This window comes from Streptosporangium sp. NPDC049248, assembly GCF_040678965.1.
Classification (GTDB): domain Bacteria; phylum Actinomycetota; class Actinomycetes; order Streptosporangiales; family Streptosporangiaceae; genus Streptosporangium; species Streptosporangium fukuiense.
This window is the reverse complement of sequence record NZ_JBFAQY010000011.1, coordinates 95,718-114,947: the sequence shown is the minus strand read 5'-3', so window position 1 is coordinate 114,947 and position 19,230 is coordinate 95,718. Positions and strand designations below refer to the sequence as shown.

The following is a 19,230-nucleotide window of genomic DNA, read 5'->3' as shown; positions in this document are numbered from 1 at the left end:
GTCCGGGGCGTACGGTACCCGGCTGCGAAGGAGAGGCACATGCGAAGGAGACTGACCGCCCTGATGACGGTGCTGGGCACGGTGGCGGGCACGGTGGCGGCGGCACGCCGACGCCGGCCTGGTGGAAGGCGATGTCCGGGACCGCGGCCGAATCCGGGACGGGGGGGGGGCGGGGGGGGGGCGGCGGCCCCCCCGCCCCCCCCCCCCCCGCGGCCCGGCATCGAGGTCATCGGGCTGACCGGCGACCAGCGTCTGGTGGGTTTTGCGATCCGCTCCCCCGGCCGCACGCGTGATCTGGGCAGGATCCGCGGGCTCGACGGCGACACCCGGCTGGTGGGCATCGACTACCGCGTGCAGAACGGCAGGCTGTACGGCGTCGGGGACCGCGGCGGCGTCTACACGCTCAGCGGCCCGGCCAGGGCGGTCAAGGTCTCCCAGCTGACCGTGGCGCTGAGGGGCTACCACTTCGGCGTCGACTTCAGTCCCGCGGCCAACCGGCTGCGGGTGATCAGCGACACCGGGCAGAACCTGCGGCACAACCTCGACGACCCCACGGGCGGCCCGGCCGCCGGGCAGACCGTGGCCGACCGTACGCTGACCCTGCCGCCCGTGCCGCCCGCCGTGGTGGGAACGGTCGCCACCGGTGTGTCGGGTGCCGGATACACCAACAACGACCTCAGCCCGGACACCGCCACGACGCTTTTCGGCGTGAACACCGCCACCGGCCAGGTGAACCTGCAGTCGCCTGCGGGGGCGGGCACCCTGGTGCAGACCGGCAGCCTGCGGGTGGCCGCGAGCGGCGCGGCGGGTTTCGACGTCTACAGCTCGCTGCGCGAGGGGGTCACCGTCTCCAACAGCGCCTTCGCCGCGCTGAAGGTCGCCGGCCGCTACGGGTTCTACGGCATCAACCTGCTCACCGGCGCCGTCAACTACAACTACGGCGCCTTTCCCGCCAACCGCCAGGTCCTCGACATCGCCATCCGGCTCGACCGTGGCTGAGGAGCGGCCGCGCGTTCGAGATGACCTGTGCGGGCCGTTGGAATCCGGCGGCCCGGCGCACGCCCGAGGAGTGAGTTCGGCGCATAGCGAAGAGGTCATCCGTATCCGCCCGAGCCGTGTCATCAGCGCTAACGTCAGCCCCGGCGTCACCGGCCAGGTGGGCAGGGACGTCCCGGCCCTCTGACGACGGCTGCGCGGCCCCAGGCGGCGGGTGAGGCGAACACCGCTCCACCCGGTGGGCTGGTCGCGGTCGCGCCGGCGCGGCGTGGGCGGGTCCCGCGCAAAGGGGGGCAGGGCGCCGGCAGCGGCACACGGACCGCTACGTTCGCCACCGGCGCCATGAGGTTCGCGCGGGCCTCCGGCAGGTGCGGCACCTGCCGGAGGCCCGCCTTGGGCGGCCGCGCAGGCGGGCACCGGGTCGTGGCCGGGTCGCCCGCGCTTTCCCCGCCTTTCGAGCCCTCCCCTCAGCGCACGTAGACGTTGGGCCTGGGCGGGGTCGACATGCCCGAGCCGATGAAGAAGCTCGGGTGCGGCGGCTGGTTGTAGGCGGTGTTCTGCCAGGCGATCGCGGTGCGGTACTGGGTGTCGTGCATCAGGGTGTGGATCCGCCGGTCGGTGACGGCGGTGGTGGTGTGGATCCGCAGCGCGGTGTTGTCGGAGGTGGCCCAGATGACCTCCTCGCGCCAGTCGCCCAGCAGGTCACCCGAGAGTGCCGGGGTGGCCTTGGTGCCGTTGTTGGAGTGCACCCCGGCGGCGGTCAGCAGGCGGGTCTCACCGCTCGTGCCGTACTTGTCGATCCTGGTGGCGTCCAGCAGCTCCCGTACCGGGTCGGCGTCCCACCAGGCCAGGAAGTTCGTCGAGGAGGGTTTGCGGCCCACGATCTGGCCGGAGGTGTTGAAGACGCCGTCCCCGCCGGAGGCCGACCAGGACTCGGCTCCGGCGCTGCCGGACCAGATGTCGCCCGACACGCCCCGGCCGTTGTCGCCGCTTGCGCCGGTCTGCCACAGGATCTGCCCGGTGCGGGCATCGGCCATCCAGGAGCTGGGCTTGGAGGCATCCTCGTCGACCTTGAACACCTCCAGGCCGCTCCTTGCCGGGTTGAGGTCGCCGACGTGCAACGCGTCCCCGTGGCCGAAGCCGGTGTTCCACAGGACCGTGCCGTTGTCGTTGAGGGTCATCGCCCCGTAGACGATCTCATCCTTGCCGTCGGCGTCGACGTCGGCGACCGAGAGCTGATGGTTGCCCTGCCCGGTGTAGGCCGATCCCGCGCTGTTGGAGTCGAACTTCCAGCGCTGGGTCAGGGAGCCGTTACGAAAGTCCCAGGCCGCCACGACGGTACGGGTGTAGTAGCCGCGGGCCATGATCAGGCTGGGCCGGGTGCCGTCCAGGTAGGCGGTCCCGGCCAGGAACCGGTCGACGCGGTTGCCGTAGGAGTCACCCCAGGCCGAGACCGTGCCGCGGGGCGGGTCGTAGTTGACCGTGGACAGTGCCGCGCCGTTCTGCCCGTTGAACATGGTCAGGTACTCGGGGCCGGACAGGATGTAGCCGGAGGAGTTGCGGTGGTCGGCGGAGGAGTTGCCGATCACGGTGCCGATGCCGTCCACCGTGCCGTCGGCGGTCTTCATCGCGACCTCGGCCCTGCCGTCACCGTCGTAGTCGTAGACCTGGAACTGCGTGTAGTGCGCGCCCGCGCGGATGTTGCGCCCGAGGTTGATGCGCCACATCCGTCCGCCTCCCAGCCGGTAGGCGTCGAGGTAGACGTTGCCGGTGTAGCCGGACTGGGAGTTGTCCTTGGCGTTGGTGGGCTCCCACTTGAGGATCACCTCGTAGCGGCCGTCGCCGTCGAGGTCGCCCACGCTGGCGTCGTTGGCGGTGTAGGTGTAGGCGACGCCGTCGGGTGTGCTCCCCCCGGCAGGGGGCTGGATCGCCACGTCGAGGTAGTTGCCGCCGGAAAAGCGCAGGGAGGATTCGGAGGCGGCCTGCTCGGTGCCGCCGGTCACCGTTCGCACGGTGTAGGAGGCGTCGGCCGCGGCGCCGGAGTCGAAGTAGTTGGTGGAGGCGGTGATGGGTGAGGCGTTCACCTTGGTCGAGCCCCGGTAGAGGTTGAAGGCCACGTCCGCCGGGTCGGTGCCCAGCAGGCGCCAGGCGACGAAGTTGCCGCTGCCGGAGCGGGCGCTGATCAGCCCGCGGTCGAGGTCCTCGACCTGCCGGGCGCCGGCGGAGGAAGTGGGGGTCACCGTCGGAGTGGGTGTTGGGGTCGAGGTCGGGCCGGTCGAGCCGGTACAGGCGACGCCGTTGAGTGTGAACACCGTCGGCGCCGGGTTCGCTGAGTTGTTCCAGGAGGCGTTGAAACCGAAGGAGACGCCTGCGCCGGTGGCGATCGCGGCGTTGTAGCCGGCGTCGGTGGCGCTGACCTGGGTGCCGCTTTGGGTGACGGTGGAGTTCCATGCCTGGCTCACCTGCTGTCCGGCGGTGAAACTCCAGTTCAGGGTCCAGCCGTTGACGGGGTCACCGAGGTTGGTGAGCGCCACGTTGCCGGTGAAGCCTCCCGACCACTGGGTGGACACCGAGTAGTCGACGCGGCAGCCGGCCGCCGCGGCCTGGGCGACCAGGACCGGTGCCAGGCTCGCGGCGAGTGCGAGCGCGGCCGCCGAGCAGATCACGCGCAGGCGGCGCGGGGACGGCGGTGATGATCGGGACATGCTCTCCCCTTGTGGTTGAGCGGACACGAGTTCGGAAAGCGCTTTCAGAACTTTCATCACATACCGAAAATCCCCTTCCGGAGCCATCGGGGGGTGGGGTGGCCTCGGTGCCCAAAGAGGTTCCGGTGCCCGCCGCCTCCCTTTTCACCTGCGGTTACCAGGCGCCGGCGAGAGGCGATCCGGTGCTCGTGCGCCCGGTGCGGGGGTGAAACTTTCACCTGCTCTCGCCGGTGGAGCCTGGGACGCCCGCGGGAATTCACCACGAGTGCTCATGGGCTTCGTGCGAGGTGGGCGCACGGGGCCGGTGGCCGGTAGGTCTCTCAGCGCTGCGGGGGTCTTCTCGGGACAGCCGGTATCGGGCATTCCGGCGAGGTGCGGGCCGAAGACGCTGTCCGCTGACGCGTCATGTACCGTCGCCTCCGACCCTTTACATCAGGTACGCCCCTTTCGTGCCCTGTTTCCGGCGAGGCCGATGCTCTCCCTTGACGCCGTCCAGTGGGTGGTGCTGTCGGCCGCCCTGTTCCTCGTGGGCTTCTCCAAGACCGGCGTCTCCGGAGCGGGGACGGTGGCGATCGCCCTGTTCGCGCTCGTGCTGCCGACCAGGCAGTCCACGGGCACGCTGCTGCCGCTACTGCTCGTCGGCGACATGGTCGCGGTGTTCTCCTACCGCCGCCATGCCGACTGGCCCAGGCTGATCAGGCTCTTTCCGTGGGTCGCCCTGGGTGTGGTGGCCGGCGCGTTCGTGGTGCGCTGGGTCGACGACGCGCAGATGAGACGGCTGATCGGCGTGATCCTGGTGGTGATCGTCGTCGTTCACCTGTGGAACCGGCGCCGGGCGCAGGAGGACTCCCTGGCCCACCACCGCCCCGTGGCGGCACTGGCGGGCATCCTGGCCGGCTTCGCCACCATGACGGCCAACGCCGCGGGGCCCATCATGGCCGTCTATCTCCTGGCGGCGGGCCTGCCGATGCTGGGCTTCCTGGGAACCAGCGCGTGGTTCTTCCTGACGATCAACGCCTTCAAGGTGCCGTTCAGCGTCGCGCTCGGCCTGATCACCCCGGCCACCCTCCTGTTCGCCGCGCTGGGCACGCCCGCGGTGCTGGCCGGGGCCGCGGCCGGGCGTGCCGTGATCGGCCGGATCGACCGGACGCTCTTCGAGCGCATCACGCTGGGGCTCACCCTGCTCGCCGCGGTGCGCCTGCTGCTCTGACGTCCTCCCCGCGCGGCGCCGCTCCCCCGGTGGCGCGGCGCCCGCTCCAAGGTGAACGCGGGGTAGATCACCGCGTACGAAACCTCAGGCACCTGCCGGCGTCGGAGGTCAGGGCCTTCTACGACAAGGGCGTCCTGGAGGTCAACGCCGCCCTCGCCGACACCAGGCAGGGGAAAGCGCGTCCAGACCGAGTCCACGTCCCAGGAGGCGGGATCCGCCCGAAATGACGCGAGGCCGGCAGAACGCACGTCACAGGACATCAGGCCCGGTTGTCTCCGATCCGTGACCGGCATGCCTTCACGTTCACGGGACAAGGCCCGCCGGCATAGAGGAGACCGTCACACAGGCGTGGGACCTTCGTCTCTGCCCGACCCCGTCACACGTCGTCGACAGTGGACAAGACGGGCACGCGCGAGCGAGGGCAGACCCATGGCAGTGAAACACAGGACGCGGACCACACCGCACCGGGAGTTGCTGCACCAGATGTTGCGCATCCGCCGGTTCGAGGAGCGCTGCGTCGAGCTGTACAGCGGAGAGAAGATCCGCGGATTCATGCACCTTTACATCGGGGAGGAGGCGGTGGCCGCCGGGGTCTGTCACGTGCTCACCCCGGATGACGCGGTCGTCTCCACCTACCGCGAGCACGGGCACGCACTCGCCCGCGGGGTGCCGGCCACGGCGATCATGGCCGAGATGTACGGCAAGGCCGCGGGATGCAGCCGGGGCCGGGGTGGTTCCATGCACATCTTCGACGCCGCCCGCCGTTTCTACGGCGGCAACGCGATCGTCGGCGGCGGCCTTCCCCTGGCTGTCGGGCTCGCCCTGGCCGACAGGCTCCGCGGCAGGAACCGGGTGACGGCGTGCTTCTTCGGTGACGGCGCGGTGGCCGAGGGCGAGTTTCACGAGTGTCTCAACCTCTCCGCGCTCTGGCGGCTGCCGGTGTTGTTCGCCTGCGAGAACAACCTGTACGCGATGGGCACCGCACTGGCGAGATCCCATGCCGAGACCGATCTGGCGCTCCGGGCGGCGGGATACGACGTCGTGGCCTGGCCGGTGGACGGGATGGACGTCCACGCGGTCGCCGACGCCGCCTCCAGGGCCGTGGAGTCGATCCGCGCCGGGGCCGGGCCGCACTTCCTCGAACTGCGCACCTACCGCTTCCGCGCGCACTCGATGTACGACCCTGACCGCTACCGGGACAAGGCCGAGATCGAGCGGTGGAAGAAGCGAGATCCGATCGACGCCCTCGTCGCGCGGATGAGGGCCGCGCGGGAGATCGTCGATGACGATCTCGCCGTGCTGGAGAAGGAGGTGTCCGCGGAGATCGACCAGGCGATCGCCTTCGCCGAGCAGGCGCCCGTCGAGCCGGTGGAGGACCTCACCCGTTTCCTCTACAGCGACAGGCCGCCCGCCGGTGGCACGACTGTGAGGCCGGTGGGGGTGGCCTGGTGAGCCAGACCACGACGTATCGCGAGGCCGTGCGGGAGGCGATCCGCGAGGCGATGTGCCGTGACGAGCGCGTGTTCCTCATGGGCGAGGACATCGGCGCCTACGGCGGCTGCTTCGCGGTGAGCCTGGGACTGCTGGAGGAGTTCGGTCCCGAGCGCATCCGTGACACCCCGCTGTCGGAGTCGGCGTTCGTTGGTGCCGGTATCGGGGCGGCACTGGGCGGAATGCGGCCGATCGTGGAGATCATGACGGTCAACTTCAGTCTGCTGGCCCTGGATCAGATCCTGAACAACGCCGCGACGCTGCTGCACATGTCCGGCGGCCAGTTCAACGTCCCGCTGGTGATCCGGATGACCACCGGCGCTGGGCGGCAGCTCGCCGCCCAGCATTCGCACAGCCTGGAAGGCTGGTACGCCCACATCCCAGGGCTGAGGATCCTCGCTCCCGCCACCTTGGAGGACGCCCGCGGCATGCTCTGGCCCGCGCTGGAGGACCCCGACCCTGTCCTGATCTTCGAGCACGGTGGGCTGTACGCCATGTCGGGGGTGGTGCGTCCCGGGCCGGTGGACATCACCCGCGCCGCGCTGCGGCGGTCCGGCGGGGACGTCACACTGATCGCCTACGGCGGCACCGTCGCCAAGACGCTGTCGGCCGCCGACGCGCTCGCCGCCGAGGGCATCGAGGCGGACGTGATCGATCTGCGGGTCCTGCGCCCTCTCGACGACACCGTGATCATGGAGTCGGTCGGCCGGACGCACCGGGCCGTCATCGTCGACGAGGGCTGGCGTTCGGGCAGCCTGTCGGCCGAGATCGGCATCCGTATCGTCGAGCAGGCCTTCTACACCCTGGACGCGCCGATCGGACGGCTGTGCAGTGCGGAAGTCCCGATCCCCTACGCCCGCCACCTGGAGGAGGCGGCCATCCCCCAGGTGGCCGCGATCGTCACGACCGTGCGGGAGGTGGTCACCTCATGACGGAGGAGCGCTGGGAGTTCGTGATGCCCTCGCTCGGTGCCGACATGGAGTCGGGCACCGTCGCCGAATGGCTGGTCAAACCCGGGGACCGGATCCGCAGGGGCGACACCGTCGCCGTGATCGACACCGACAAGGCTCTGATCGAGGTCGAGTCGTTCCACACCGGCACGGTGGAGAGCCTGGTGGCCGGGATCGGCGAACGGGTCCCCGTCGGGACACCTCTGGCCGTCATCACCGCCGCCTCGGCCACCGCCAAGCGCCGTCCGCCCGGCCGCCGGCCGGCGGCCGCCGCCGCCCTCGGGCAGGAGCGAGCACGGCGAAGGACCGCGCCGTCCGCCGGTGAGCCGGAATCGGGTGAGCCGCGTGCTCCGTCGCCCATCACCTCACCGCTCGTGCGGCATCTGGCCGAGCAACGGGGGGTGGAGGAGGCGGTCGTGCACGGGACGGGGCCAGGGGGCCGGGTGACCCGCGCGGATGTCGAACGCGCCGGCGCCCCCGACCGGGTGAGGGCATCGCCACTGGCCCGCAGGCTTGCCCTGGAACTCGGCGTGGATCTGGCCGGCGTCCCCGCTACAGGCCGCACTGGGGCGATTCGCGCCGGCGACGTGCGCACCGTGGCCGCACGCGGCGCCCGGCCGGGGTCGGCAGAGGGGACGGCGCGAGCCGCATCCGAGCGGACGGCGCTCCTCGCGGGCGCGCAGCCCGTGCGGGGACCTGGCCTGGAGCCTCGGCGAGACGCGATGCGTCAGGCGATCGCGAGGGCGATGACCAGATCCAACCGGGAGATCCCGCACTACCACCTGAGCACGACCGTGGACGTGGGAGCCGCGCTCGCGTGGCTGCGCGAGCGTAACCGGGACCTGCCGGTGGCTCGGCGCCTGCTTCCCGTAGCCCTGCTCCTGGCGGCGGCCGCCCGCGCCGCCGGGGAGGTCCCGGAACTGAACGGCTTCTGGCTCGACGACGCCTTCGCCCCCGGTGAGGCGGTGCACCTGGGGGTGGCGATCTCCCTCAAGGGCGGCGGCCTGATCGCGCCCGCCCTTCACGACGCCGCCGGCCGTGATCTCGCAGACCTGATGGCCGCGTTGAAGGACCTGGTCTGCCGGGCCCGCACCGGGCGGCTGCGTGGCGCCGAGATGACCGAGGCGACCATCACCGTCACCAACCTGGGCGACCAGGGAGTCGAAACGGTTCACGGCGTCATCTACCCGCCGCAGGTGGCCCTCGTCGGCTTCGGCAAGATCCTGGAGCGTCCCTGGGCCGTCGGCGGGCTGCTCGGCGTCCGCCCCCTGGTCACTGTCACCCTCGCCGCCGACCACCGGGCCACCGACGGCTATATCGGCGCCCGTTTCCTCACCGCGGTGGACCGGCTGCTCAGCCACCCGGAGGCGCTATGACCCCGCGACAGGCACAGGAAATCATCGAAGACGCTCTGCTGCGGGTGGTGCCGGATGCCGACCTGGCGGCGCTGGCCACCGACGCCGACGTCCGCGAGGTCCTGGAGATGGACTCGCTGGACTTCCTCAGCTACGTGGAGACGCTGAGCGCCACCAGCGGTCTGCGTATCGAGGAGGACGACTACCCCGCGTTCACCACCGTGGCGGGCGGGGCGGGTTTCCTGGCCGCCCACGCGGAAACGGGCTGAGCCCGGATGCGTCCTTGCCGCGTTCACGGCGGCTCGGGCGACGCGAGAGGCTTCAGGCGGCCCGGAACCATGGGGACGGGGTGTTCGACAGTGGAGGTGTCGCCTTCGGGCAGGCCGAGTTCACGGGCCCTCAGCAGGCGGCGCATCACCTTGCCGCTGCGGGTGTGGGGAAGACTCTGGTCAAAGGTGATCTCCTTGGGGGCCACCGCGCCCAGCCGGCGGCGGCCGAAGGCGATCAGTTCCAGCCGGAGCCCGTCGCCGGGTTCGAACCCGGGGTTGAGCGTGACGAAGGCCTTCACCAGTTCACCGGCCATCGGGTCGGGCTTGCCGATCACCCCGGCTTCGGCGACGGCGGGGTGCTCCATCAGCACGCTCTCGACCTCGAACGGCCCGATGAGGTGGCCGGCGGACTTGATGACGTCGTCGGCGCGGGCGACGAACCAGAAATACCCGTCCTCGTCTTCACGCGCGATGTCGCCGGACAGGTACCAGCCTCCGGCGAACGCGTTGGCATACCGTTCCGGCTCGTTCAGGTAGCCGCGGAACATCGAGGGCCAGCCGGGGCGCAGGGCGAGTTCCCCCTCGACCCCGGGCTCCTCGATCACCCGTACATGCCCGTCGACGACGCGGGCGCGGCCGTCCTCGCCGCGCTCCAGTACCGCCGCCGCTATTCCGGGCAGCGGGCGTCCCATGGAGCCCGGCTTGATGTCCGTCGCGGCGAAGTTGCCGATCATGATGGCGCCCGTTTCCGTCTGCCACCAGTTGTCATGGACCGGCAGGCCGAGCGTGTGCAGGCCCCAGACGGCCACCTCGGGATTGAGCGGCTCTCCCACACTGGCGACGAACCGCAGCTCGGACAGGTCGTACTCGCCGGCGGGGGCGCCGCCGTGGCGCATGAGCATGCGCAGCGCCGTCGGTGAGGTGTACCAGACGTTCACCCGCTGGTCCTGCAGAACGCGGTACCAGCGTCGCGCGTCGAACTCGCCCGCGTCGGTCACGAGGGTGAGGCCGAGGCTGAGGGGCGCGATGACGCCGTACGACATGCCGGTGACCCAACCGGGGTCGGCGGTGCACCAGAAGACGTCCGAAGGCCGCAGGTCGAGCGCGTAGGCCGCGGTGACGCGGTGGGCGAGCACGGCCTCGTGCACGTGCACCACCCCCTTCGGCCTGCCGGTGGTCCCGCTGGTGAAGTGCAGGAGCGCCATGTCCTCGGGATCGGTGGGTGCGATCTCGAACCCGGCGGGTGCCCCGGCCATCAGCTCGCCCAGCGACAAGGTGCCCTCAGGCGCGGGGCCGCGCCCGGTGAGCAGGACATGCTTCAGGCCGGGCAGGGACTCGCGGATCGCGGCGATCTTCCGCGTGTAGAGCTCCGGAGTGGTCACCAGCACCCGCCCGTCGCCGAGGCGCAGCCGCTCGCGGATCGGCTCGGGGCCGAAGGCGGAGAAAAGCGGCGACAGCACGCTGAGATTCTTCAGCGTGCCGAGGACGGCGATGTAGAGGTCGGGCACGCGGCCGAGCAGCGTGAACACTCGTTCGCCTCTGCCCACCCCCAGCCCGCGCAGCACGCCCGCGAAGCGGTTGGTGGCAAGGTGCATGTCCCGGTAGGTCAACTCGGTCACCGTGCCGTCCCTGCCGACGCACCGCAGCGCCACCTGGTCGCATCGGGGAGTGTCCAGATGGCGGTCCACGGCCTCGTAGGCGATGTTCAGGCCCCGGCCGCCGGGCAGGCCACGCAGCGATCGCCGGGCCGCCCGCCAGGAGAACTCACGGCGTTCACGCTCGTAGTCCGTCAGGTTGGCCCCGTCGGCCTGCTGCCGGCTTTTGGGGATCGGATCCCACGTCATCGCAGCCTCCTCGACGGCGGTGAGGATGTCGTTCCAGCATGTGACCGGCCCGGCAGGGGCGGCAGGTACGGAAGTCCCACCCGGTCGGGGCCTTCTGCCCTATCCATGTACAAGACCCCTGATCAGCGTGGAAGCAGGGCGGAAGCAGGACAGCCCATGCGGGCGATCACCATGATCACTTTGGCTGTCGTCAGGGCCGGCACCGAGGGCATGGCCCTCCCTTTCGGCCGGGCACCTTGCGAGGGCGCGAGTGGCGAAGAAGCTCGCGGTTCAACCGGCGCCGGCCTTCAGGGAGGCGACCGCCCGCTGTTCCTCTCGCAGCACGTCGCCGACGACGTCGCCGTCGACGGTCTCGCGTTCGACCAGGATCACGGCGAGCCGGTCGAGGGCGCCACGGTGGGCGCGCAGCAGGTCGACGGCGCGTTTCTCCGCCCCGCTGAGCAACCGGGTGACCTCTTCGTCGATGATCTGCTGGGTCCGTTCGGAGTACGACCTGTGCCGGAGGTCTTCGACGTCCTCGCCGAGATACTGAGGAGCGGCGCAGGAGTAGCCGACCGGACCGAGCGCGGGTGACAGGCCGAAGTCGCGCACCATGCGGGTGGCGATCTGGGTGGCGGCCGCGAGGTCGTTGGCGGCGCCGGTGGAACCCTCCCCGAAGACGACCAGTTCCGCGGCCCGGCCGCCGAGCCGCACCGCGAGCAGGTCGGCCAGGTAGCTCTCGCTGTAGAGGTGCCGCTCGGCCTCGGGCAGTTGCTCGGTGACGCCGAGGGTCAGGCCGGCGGGCAGGATGGTCACCTTCGCGACCGGATCGGCGTTCTCGCACAACGCGGCGAGCAGGGCGTGCCCGGACTCGTGCACGGCCACCGCGCGCCGTTCCTGCGGGAGCAGGGCGTTGGAGGTCTCCCGCCGGCCGAGCAGCACCCGGTCACGTGCCGAGTCGAGATCTTGGGCGTCGATGGTCGTGCGGCCCGCCCTGACCGCGTTGATCGCGGCTTCGTTGACGATGTTGGCCAGGTCGGCGCCGGAGAATCCCGGGGTGGCGCGGGCGATCACGCTCAGATCGGTGTCCGGGGCCAGATGCTTGCCGGAGGCGTGCACGGCCAGGATCGCCGCGCGTTCGGCCTGGTTGGGCAGAGGGACCGTGACCTGCCGGTCGAAACGGCCGGGGCGCAGCAGGGCTGGGTCAAGGGTCTCGGGCCGGTTGGTCGCGGCCATCACGACGATCCCGCTGCTTTGATCAAAGCCGTCCATCTCCGCCAGCAACTGGTTGAGCGTCTGTTCTCGCTCGTCGTTACCGCCGATGGTCGTCCTGCCGCGGCGACCGCCGATGGCGTCGATCTCGTCGATGAAAATGATCGAGGGGGCACGCCTGCGTGCCTCGTCGAAGAGGTCGCGGACCCGGGAAGCACCCACGCCGACGAACATCTCCACGAATCCCGAGCCGGTGACCGACAGGAACGGCACGGACGCCTCACCGGCCACCGCCCGGGCGAGGAGTGTCTTGCCGGTTCCCGGCGGGCCGACCATGATCACCCCTCGGGGTGGTTTCGCCCCCGCCGCCGCGTATCGGTCGGGCGCGCGCAGGAAGTCCACCACCTCGCCGATCTCCTGCTTGACGCCGTCATAGCCGGCGACGTCGCCGAACCGGGTCGTCGGCCGCTGCGCCTCGATGATCTTCGCTCGTGATCGGCCGAAGCCTCCGAGACCGCCGGCCAGGGACTGCTGTGCCTGCCGTCCCATCCACATGATCAGGCCGATGAACAGCGCCAGCGGCAGGAAGCCCGCCAGGATCGACGACAGCGAGTTGTCCGCCCGGGTCGCGGTGATCTGGACGTGCTCAGCTCGAAGCCGGGGTTCCAGCTGGCCGACGTCGAGTGCCGTGGGGATCTGAGTGGTGAACTTCGTGCCGTTGTTCAGGCTGCCGGACACCGCACCTTGATCGTCGATTGTCACCGCCTTCACCTGTCCGGTGCTCACCTTGGTCACGAAGTCGGTGTAGGAGTACGAAGCGGCCGCCGGCCCGGTGAACACGAGAGGCACCAGCAGCCACAGCACGATCAACGCCATGCCGATCGGCAACAGCCAGCGTCGCCAACCGGCGGACGGCGGAGGCGTCGGCGTCGGCTCGTTCGGAGGTCCTGACTTCGCCTTACCCGTCGCATGCCGGAAGCGCAGCCGAATCCGTGTGATCATCAACCTGGCCTCCTCGGCGGTTCCGCCGCCTCCCCCGCAGTGTTCGTCATGTAGCCGGGTCACGGTAGGGCCGAAAGCCCTGAAGTCCAGGTGAGACAGGTCCTTCCCTCCCTGGCGTCCGGGTCGGTGACCGGCGCCGCCACGCCGGCCCAGCACCCGCAGGGTCACCATCCGGTCCGGCTGCAGGATCCCGGTTGCGAACACGGTGACCCAGGCCCCGTTGATCGCCCGCGCCAGGCGGTTGGGCCGGCCCCCGCGACACAGCCGGTGGTCCAAGCGGTGCAGGCGCGTGGATCCGGCCCTCCCGTCGTGTCTCATGTCTTGTCGAAATGACCGCGATGCGCGCCTCCCCGGGGGAACGACGGCAGAGGTCAGCCCTGCTTCGGCCGGTGCCATCGCTGGTCGGCGAGGGACCACGCCCTTTCCCATTCGGCGTCACGGTGGCGGTTCAGCAGCACCCGCAGGCCGGTCAGGAAGACCAGCGAGACCGTCGAGACACCCACCATCACTGCGATCGCGGTGAGCGCGGCGACCGTGACCGTCTCCACCCGGCTCTGCGGCGGATCGGTGAGCCTGCCTTCGGCGTTCAACCAGATCTCAATGCGCGAGCCGGCCGGTAGCGCCGCGGGGAGCACGACCTGGCCGGTGCGCGGGGGCCCGTTCGCCGGCCTCCAGCGCACCGTGCGCGCCTGCCCGCCGAAGCCGGGCTCCACCGGGCGGGCGCTGTCCACGACCTCGGCGGCGACCGCCCGCCGGTAGGGGGCGGTGAGCTCGGCCCGCAGGCCGTCCTGGTAGGCCTGCCGGCCGAGCCCGGCCGCCGGCCACAGCCCGGCGACGAAAAGCAGCAGGCTCACCAGCAGGGCGACTGTCTCGATCCGGTCCGAGCGCCTGCGCAGAGGGTTGCCGTCGAACCGATGCAGGCGCAGACGGCACCGGATCCGGTAGCCGAAGGAACTCATCGGGCCACCTCCCCCGTGGTGTTGCCCCCACCGTGCGTCATGCCCGCCCGGTGTACCAGGGTCCTTGGGGGGCCGCGGTCAGAGCCGAAGGTCCCTTTTCCGGCGGGGGCGGGCGCCTTCGGGCAGCCGGTCGCAGCCTCCGCCTGGCTCGTCCTGGCCTTCGAGGAGTCCGGGGAGTCCGGGACGCGGGGTTCAGGAGGGTTTGGGGCTCACGGCCGGGGGCGATGACGCGCAGGAGGCGGGTGGCGATCGCGCCGAGCTGGCGTTGCTGGGCCTTGGTCAGCGGGTCGAAGACCAGTCGCCGGACCTCGACGACGTGCCGCGGCGCGGCGTCCTGGAGCACGGTGAACCCGCCGTCGGTGAGGGTCGCTTGAACTGTTCTAGTCGTGCCGTCCTCCTGTTTGATGGCACACGTGACACGTGCCCGCTTCGCTGTTTCTGTTCTTTTCGTCATCCACGGCGTGGTCGTCGGGACGTTCGCCACCCGCCTCCCCTGGATCTCCGGCCGCCTTGGGGCAGACCTGGTCGGGCTCGGGTTCGGGCTGCTGCTCGCCTCGGTCGGCTCACTGGCCGGAATGCGGTTCTCCTCAGCCGTCAACCGGCGCTTCCGCTCCGGCCCGACGACAGCCGTGCTCAACGTCATGTGGTGCGCGTCGCTTGTGATCCCCGCGCTCATCACCGACCTGGTCTGGTTCGGGGCCGTCATGTTCCTGTATGGCGTCGCCACCGCCCTGGCCGACATCGCGATGAACGCCCAAGGGGTGCTGATCGAACAGAAGGCCGGCCGGTCCGTCATGTCCGGGCTGCACGGCCTGTGGAGCCTGGGGGCACTGGCCGGCTCCGGCGTCGGCGTGCTCGCCGCCGGTCTGGACGCCCGGGTGCACTTCACGCTGGTGGCGCTCCCGCTGGCGATCACATCGGTCGCCGTCGGCCGGGACGTGCTGGATGTGCGCACCCCGGCCGAATCCAGAAGCGCCAGGTTCGCCCTCCCGGCCCGGGCGGTGGTGCCCGGCTGAGAGCCGCCCGGCCACGAAGGCGACCGCACCGGGCGCGGCCACAGCGGGCGACCCGCTCGCCGAAGAGGATCAGGGGCCGGCGCAGCACGACCCCTGATCCGTCTGCTCCACGTACTTCCAAGACGCCGGGCGAGACGGGCAGCGTGTATCCCGGCGGGAAAACAACCGAGCTTGTCGAAGAGGCGTTGAGTTCATGGGATCACAGGAACGCACAGCGGTGGCCGCACTGAGCGCGGGCCCGGTGGAGTACCGGTTGGAGCGGCAGGGAGAGGACACCGTGATCGTGTTCCACGGGGGGCACATGCGCGCCGATCTCCCACTCGGGGAGGAGGTGTTCCTCGACCTGGGCTACAGCCTGCTCGTGCCCTCCCGGCCCGGCTACGGCCGCACTCCGCTGCGGACGGGCACGACCCCGGTGGCCTTCGCCGACGCCGTCGCCGACCTGTGCGATCACCTGGGCATCGGGCGGGTGGCCGCGGTCGTCGGGGTGTCGGCCGGCGGGCCGACCGCGGTGACGATGGCCGCCCGGCACCCCGGCCTGGTGCGGCGGCTCATCTTGGAAAGCGCCCTGAGCTTCCTGCCGTATCCGGATCGCCGCACGCGCCTGGCCGCGAACATCGTCTTCTCCCCCGCCACCGAGAAGGTGACCTGGGGGGCCGTGCACGCGCTGATGCGCCTGGCCCCCGCTCTCGGGCTGCGGATGATGCTGGCCGACCTGGCCACGCAACCGGCTCGCCGGGTCGCCGCCGCCCTCACCCCCGCAGACCGGGAGAGGCTGGTCACGCTCTTCTCCCGGATGCGCTCGGGCAGCGGCTTCCTCAACGACCTGCGCCCCTGCCTCGACGTGACCGGTGAGGTGACCCAACCGGCCCTGGTCATCGCCAGCCGCAACGACGGCGCCATGCCCTACGCCCACGCCGAATCGCTGATGGCCCGCCTGTCCAGGGCCGAACTCGTCGAGAGCAGGGCCGCCAGCCACTTCATCTGGTTCGCCGAGGACTACCCCGCCGTCGCCGGCCGGATCGGCGACTTCCTGGCCGGGGCCTGAGAGGCCTTCGTCTCCCGCGGACCGACATCTCCCGCATACCACCGCGAGCCGTACACGGCGATCACTCAGGCGAAGCCGCAGGCGATGCCCTCCAGGCCCGGGCGGCACTAACCTGGGGGCACTTTTTGTCGTGTCGGGGAGGGGCCATCTCATGTCGCCGGTTCTGGAGAGTACGGCTCGCGCGCTGCTGCGCAGGGTCGCGGTGGAGCAGTCCCAGGGGCGCCTGCCCTCGCTGACCGCCGCGGTGGTGCGCGACGGGGAGCTCGCCTGGTTCGGCGCGCGAGGCCGGGTGGAGGGGGCCGCCCCCACCCCCCTCACCCAGTACCGCATCGGCTCGATCACCAAGAGCCTGGTCGCGGTCGTGGTCATGCGCCTGCGCGACGAGGGAAGGGTGGATCTGCTCGACCCGGTCTCCAAGCACGTCCCCGGTCTTGGGATCGGCGTCGGCGAGGTGACCGTCGCCCAGTTGCTGTCGCACACCTCCGGGCTCAGTGCCGAGTCGCCGGGCCAGTGGTGGGAGCGGACCCCGGGCATGTCGGCCGAGGAACTGGTCGCCGCGCTCGGGCCCGACACCGCCAAGCACCGTCCCGGGCGCCGCTACCACTACTCCAACGTGGGCTTCGCCCTGCTGGGCGAGTTGGTGGCCCGCCATCGTGGCGTGAGCTGGGCGCGAGCCGTGCAGGAGGAGATCCTGCGGCCGCTGGGCATGCGCGACACCACGACCCGGCCGCGCGCGCCGCACGCGCACGGCTACGCCGTGCACCCCTGGGCGGACGTACTGCTGCCCGAGCCCGAGCACGACGCGCTCGCCATGGCTCCCGCCGGGCAGCTGTGGTCCACCCCCGCCGACCTCGCCCGGTGGGCGGCGTTCGTGGCCGGCGACACCGGAGACGTGCTCGCCCCGGCCACCGTGGCCGAGATGCGCGAACCCGCGACCGTCGACGACGGCGACGCCTGGACCGGCGGGTACGGTCTGGGGCTGCAACTGGCCCGCGCGAACGGCCGCCGCCTGGCCGGTCACACCGGTTCCATGCCGGGCTTCTTGGCCACGGTGTGGGTCGACCCCTCCGACAGGGTCGGCGTGCTGTTCACGGCCAACTCCACCTCGGGTGTCAGCCGCGGCCTGCTGACCGACCTGCTGGCGATCCTCGACCAGCACGAGCCGCGCCTGCCCGAGGAGTGGGTGCCCGTCGCCGACGACGCGGGCCTGCTGGAGCTGACCGGCCCCTGGTACTGGGGGCCCAGCGCCTACGTGCTGCGGCTGCTGCCCGAAGGCGGGGTCTGCCTCAACACGGTCGGCGGCGCCGGCCGGGCCTCCCGGTTCGCCGCCCAGGCCGACGGGACCTGGCTGGGACTGGAGGGCTACTACGCGGGTGAGACCCTGCGCGTGGTCCGCGGGCCCGACGGCTCACCCAGCCACCTGGATCTCAACACCTTCGTCTTCACCCGTACCCCCTACGATCCGCGGGCGAAGGTGCCCGGCGGGGTGGACGAGGGCGGCTGGCGCAGCTGAGCGGCGAGCGCGGCGGCCGGGCCCGCGGGCCCGGCGTACACGACCTCCACCCGGTGCACCACCCGCGGCGCGATCAGTGGCACCCCCCGCGCCACTCCGGCCGTCGCCGAGGCGGGCAGCAGGACCAGGCCGTTGCCCGCGGCGGCCAGATTCACCGCCGTGTGCAGGTCCTCGCCGTCGTAGCGCAGCGCGGCGCGAAACCCGCCCCCGCCGGCCAGCTCGCGCAGCCGCTCCACCGGTACGGCGACCGGCGCCCGCAACCACAGCGCGTCGGTCAGGTCGCTCAGCGCCAGGCCGTCGCGGTGTGAGAGCGGGTGGCCGGCGGGCAACACCACCACCAGCTCTTCCTCGGCGACCCCGAAACCTGACAGCGGCCCTGCGTCCGGCAGCCGCAACGGATCGCCGGGCGCGGTGATCCCGTCGACGAGGCCGAGGCCGGCCGAGCCCGAGGCGACCTCGTCGGCGACACGCTCACGGGCGACGGTGCGCAGCCGCACCTCCAGCCCGTCCGATGCGGCCGAAGACAGGCCCCGGGCGATCGCCGGGACGCAGGCCAGCGGGGAGGCCACCACGCTCAGCCGCCCGGCCGGGCCCGCGGCGGCACGCAGCACGTCGGCGCGGGCGGCCCGGTGGCGCAGCAGCAGCGGTCCGGCGTGTTCCAGCAGACGCTCCCCCGCCAAAGTGGGCACTACCGGACGGCGGCTCAGCAACACCAGTCCCAGGTCGGCCTCCAGTGCGGCGATCTGCTGGGAGACCGCCGACTGGGTGTAGCCGAGCTCGGCGGCGGCGGCGGAGAAGGAACGCCGGTCGGCGACGAGCACGAACGTGCGCAACAGATGCGGGTCCACGAAGCATCAGTATCGCTTATCGGCCCAGCAGTGATCATCGTTGGCGCTTACCCCGGTGGCCGGGCCAGGATCGGGGCATGAGCACCGCGAGGATCGCCCTGGTAGGCGACAGGTCACCGGCCGTCCAGTCTCACACCCGCATTCCCACGCTGCTGGAGGCGCTGCGCGAGCGCGACGGGCTGAACCTGGACGCCTACTGGATCCCCACGACCGACACCGTCGGCCTTGAGGGGTTCGACGGCATCTGGATGCTGCCCGGCAGCCCGTATCGCAGCGAGGCCGGCGCACTGAACGCCGCCCGCACCGCCCGCGAGCACGGCATCCCGTTCCTGGGCACCTGCGGAGGTTTCCAGCACGCCCTGCTGGAGTACGCGCGCAATGTGCTGGACATGCCCGTCGCCCACGCCGAGAACGATCCGGACGCCGAGAACCTCCTGCTGCTGCCGCTGGCGTGTTCGCTGGCGGGCCATGAGAACGCCGTCCGGCTGGAGCCCGGGTCGCTGGCCGAGAGGGTCATCGGCGCCGAAAGGACCGTGGAGAGGTACTACTGCGGCTTCGGCCCCAACGCCGGCTACGTGCCCGCCCTGGAGGCGGGTGGGCTGCGCTTCACCGGCCACGACGAGGCGGGGCTGGTGCGGGTCCTGGAGTTGCCGGAGCACCCGTTCTTCCTTGCCACCCTCTTCCAGCCGGAACTGGCCGGCGACGGACGCCGTCCGCACCCGGTCATCGGCGCCTTCGCCTCGGCGTCCGTCGGCCGGGCCACGGCGGCCGCGCGGGGCGGGCCTGTTCGAGGGGCATGACCGGCGGCCGTGAGCACACCGTCTCCGGTGGAC

General features: G+C 71.4%; 15 protein-coding genes. 10 read left to right on the top strand and 5 right to left on the bottom strand.

Annotated features, from left to right (window positions below; translation table 11 throughout):
- The first annotated feature begins 255 nt into the window (after window positions 1-255).
- Window positions 256-999 (top strand): DUF4394 domain-containing protein, encoded by a 744-nt coding sequence (locus AB0K21_RS21510; RefSeq protein ID WP_364152265.1) that lies wholly within the window; start codon window positions 256-258, stop codon window positions 997-999.
- 464 nt (window positions 1,000-1,463) lie between these two features.
- Here AB0K21_RS21510 and AB0K21_RS21505 read toward each other — a convergent pair whose 3' ends face one another.
- On the bottom strand, window positions 1,464-3,701 hold the full coding sequence (locus tag AB0K21_RS21505; protein ID WP_364152262.1) for a cellulose binding domain-containing protein: 2,238 nt from the start codon (window positions 3,699-3,701) through the stop codon (window positions 1,464-1,466).
- 472 nt (window positions 3,702-4,173) lie between these two features.
- Here AB0K21_RS21505 and AB0K21_RS21500 point away from each other — a divergent pair, with 472 nt between their 5' ends.
- The 5 genes from AB0K21_RS21500 to AB0K21_RS21480 all read left to right on the top strand — a co-directional run bounded on the left by AB0K21_RS21500 (window position 4,174) and on the right by AB0K21_RS21480 (window position 8,976).
- On the top strand, window positions 4,174-4,911 hold the full coding sequence (locus AB0K21_RS21500) for a sulfite exporter TauE/SafE family protein (RefSeq protein WP_343971358.1): 738 nt from the start codon (window positions 4,174-4,176) through the stop codon (window positions 4,909-4,911).
- A gap of 429 nt (window positions 4,912-5,340) precedes the next feature.
- Window positions 5,341-6,363, top strand: coding sequence for a pyruvate dehydrogenase (acetyl-transferring) E1 component subunit alpha (pdhA, locus tag AB0K21_RS21495; protein ID WP_343971355.1), 1,023 nt, complete (start codon window positions 5,341-5,343; stop codon window positions 6,361-6,363).
- Window positions 6,360-7,334 carry a pyruvate dehydrogenase complex E1 component subunit beta gene (locus AB0K21_RS21490; RefSeq protein WP_343971352.1) on the top strand — a complete coding sequence of 325 codons (975 nt, stop codon included), beginning with the start codon at window positions 6,360-6,362 and terminating at the stop codon, window positions 7,332-7,334. The genes pdhA and AB0K21_RS21490 overlap by 4 nt, the downstream gene beginning before the upstream one ends.
- Window positions 7,331-8,728, top strand: a complete 1,398-nt coding sequence (locus AB0K21_RS21485; protein WP_364152257.1) for a dihydrolipoamide acetyltransferase family protein — start codon at window positions 7,331-7,333, stop codon at window positions 8,726-8,728. Before AB0K21_RS21490 ends, AB0K21_RS21485 begins: the two co-directional genes overlap by 4 nt.
- Window positions 8,725-8,976 carry a hypothetical protein gene (locus AB0K21_RS21480; RefSeq protein WP_343971342.1) on the top strand — a complete coding sequence of 84 codons (252 nt, stop codon included), beginning with the start codon at window positions 8,725-8,727 and terminating at the stop codon, window positions 8,974-8,976. The genes AB0K21_RS21485 and AB0K21_RS21480 overlap by 4 nt, the downstream gene beginning before the upstream one ends.
- Window positions 8,977-8,999: 23 nt before the next feature.
- Here the strand turns inward: AB0K21_RS21480 and acsA are convergent, their stop codons facing one another.
- From acsA to AB0K21_RS21465, 3 genes are all read right to left on the bottom strand, one after another.
- On the bottom strand, window positions 9,000-10,820 hold the full coding sequence (gene acsA / locus AB0K21_RS21475) for an acetate--CoA ligase (RefSeq protein WP_343971339.1): 1,821 nt from the start codon (window positions 10,818-10,820) through the stop codon (window positions 9,000-9,002).
- Between the two features lie 270 nt (window positions 10,821-11,090).
- The gene (ftsH, locus tag AB0K21_RS21470; protein WP_364152253.1) at window positions 11,091-13,013 is read right to left on the bottom strand and encodes an ATP-dependent zinc metalloprotease FtsH; all 1,923 of its coding nucleotides are present in this window, start codon (window positions 13,011-13,013) and stop codon (window positions 11,091-11,093) included.
- 371 nt (window positions 13,014-13,384) lie between these two features.
- On the bottom strand, window positions 13,385-13,972 hold the full coding sequence (locus AB0K21_RS21465) for a hypothetical protein (RefSeq protein WP_364152250.1): 588 nt from the start codon (window positions 13,970-13,972) through the stop codon (window positions 13,385-13,387).
- Window positions 13,973-14,385: 413 nt separating this feature from the next.
- Here AB0K21_RS21465 and AB0K21_RS21460 point away from each other — a divergent pair, with 413 nt between their 5' ends.
- The 3 genes from AB0K21_RS21460 (at window position 14,386) to AB0K21_RS21450 (ending at window position 17,549) form a co-directional block, all read left to right on the top strand.
- The gene (locus AB0K21_RS21460; protein WP_343971326.1) at window positions 14,386-14,988 is read left to right on the top strand and encodes a hypothetical protein; all 603 of its coding nucleotides are present in this window, start codon (window positions 14,386-14,388) and stop codon (window positions 14,986-14,988) included.
- A gap of 193 nt (window positions 14,989-15,181) precedes the next feature.
- A complete protein-coding gene (locus AB0K21_RS21455; RefSeq protein WP_364152246.1) occupies window positions 15,182-16,036 on the top strand; it encodes an alpha/beta fold hydrolase in 855 nt (284 codons plus the stop codon).
- A gap of 151 nt (window positions 16,037-16,187) precedes the next feature.
- Window positions 16,188-17,549 (top strand): serine hydrolase domain-containing protein, encoded by a 1,362-nt coding sequence (locus AB0K21_RS21450; protein WP_364152243.1) that lies wholly within the window; start codon window positions 16,188-16,190, stop codon window positions 17,547-17,549.
- Here AB0K21_RS21450 and AB0K21_RS21445 read toward each other — a convergent pair.
- The gene (locus AB0K21_RS21445) at window positions 17,492-18,397 is read right to left on the bottom strand and encodes a LysR family transcriptional regulator (protein WP_364152240.1); all 906 of its coding nucleotides are present in this window, start codon (window positions 18,395-18,397) and stop codon (window positions 17,492-17,494) included. The genes AB0K21_RS21450 and AB0K21_RS21445 overlap by 58 nt on opposite strands.
- 77 nt (window positions 18,398-18,474) lie before the next feature.
- Between AB0K21_RS21445 and AB0K21_RS21440 the strand changes: the two genes are divergently transcribed.
- Entirely contained in the window at window positions 18,475-19,197 is a 723-nt protein-coding gene (locus AB0K21_RS21440; RefSeq protein ID WP_343971317.1) for a hypothetical protein, read from the top strand.
- Window positions 19,198-19,230 lie beyond the last annotated feature (33 nt).

What these genes read in the sequence shown, in the direction of transcription:
- AB0K21_RS21505 (WP_364152262.1), bottom strand. Translation starts at nt 3,701, where the DNA reads ATGTCCCGATCATCACCGCCGTCCCCGCGCCGCCTGCGCGTGATCTGC.
- AB0K21_RS21500 (WP_343971358.1), top strand. Translation starts at nt 4,174, where the DNA reads ATGCTCTCCCTTGACGCCGTCCAGTGGGTGGTGCTGTCGGCCGCCCTG.
- pdhA (WP_343971355.1), top strand. Translation starts at nt 5,341, where the DNA reads ATGGCAGTGAAACACAGGACGCGGACCACACCGCACCGGGAGTTGCTG.
- AB0K21_RS21485 (WP_364152257.1), top strand. Translation starts at nt 7,331, where the DNA reads ATGACGGAGGAGCGCTGGGAGTTCGTGATGCCCTCGCTCGGTGCCGAC.
- AB0K21_RS21480 (WP_343971342.1), top strand. Translation starts at nt 8,725, where the DNA reads ATGACCCCGCGACAGGCACAGGAAATCATCGAAGACGCTCTGCTGCGG.
- acsA (WP_343971339.1), bottom strand. Translation starts at nt 10,820, where the DNA reads ATGACGTGGGATCCGATCCCCAAAAGCCGGCAGCAGGCCGACGGGGCC.
- ftsH (WP_364152253.1), bottom strand. Translation starts at nt 13,013, where the DNA reads ATGATCACACGGATTCGGCTGCGCTTCCGGCATGCGACGGGTAAGGCG.
- AB0K21_RS21465 (WP_364152250.1), bottom strand. Translation starts at nt 13,972, where the DNA reads ATGAGTTCCTTCGGCTACCGGATCCGGTGCCGTCTGCGCCTGCATCGG.
- AB0K21_RS21455 (WP_364152246.1), top strand. Translation starts at nt 15,182, where the DNA reads ATGGGATCACAGGAACGCACAGCGGTGGCCGCACTGAGCGCGGGCCCG.
- AB0K21_RS21450 (WP_364152243.1), top strand. Translation starts at nt 16,188, where the DNA reads ATGTCGCCGGTTCTGGAGAGTACGGCTCGCGCGCTGCTGCGCAGGGTC.
- AB0K21_RS21440 (WP_343971317.1), top strand. Translation starts at nt 18,475, where the DNA reads ATGAGCACCGCGAGGATCGCCCTGGTAGGCGACAGGTCACCGGCCGTC.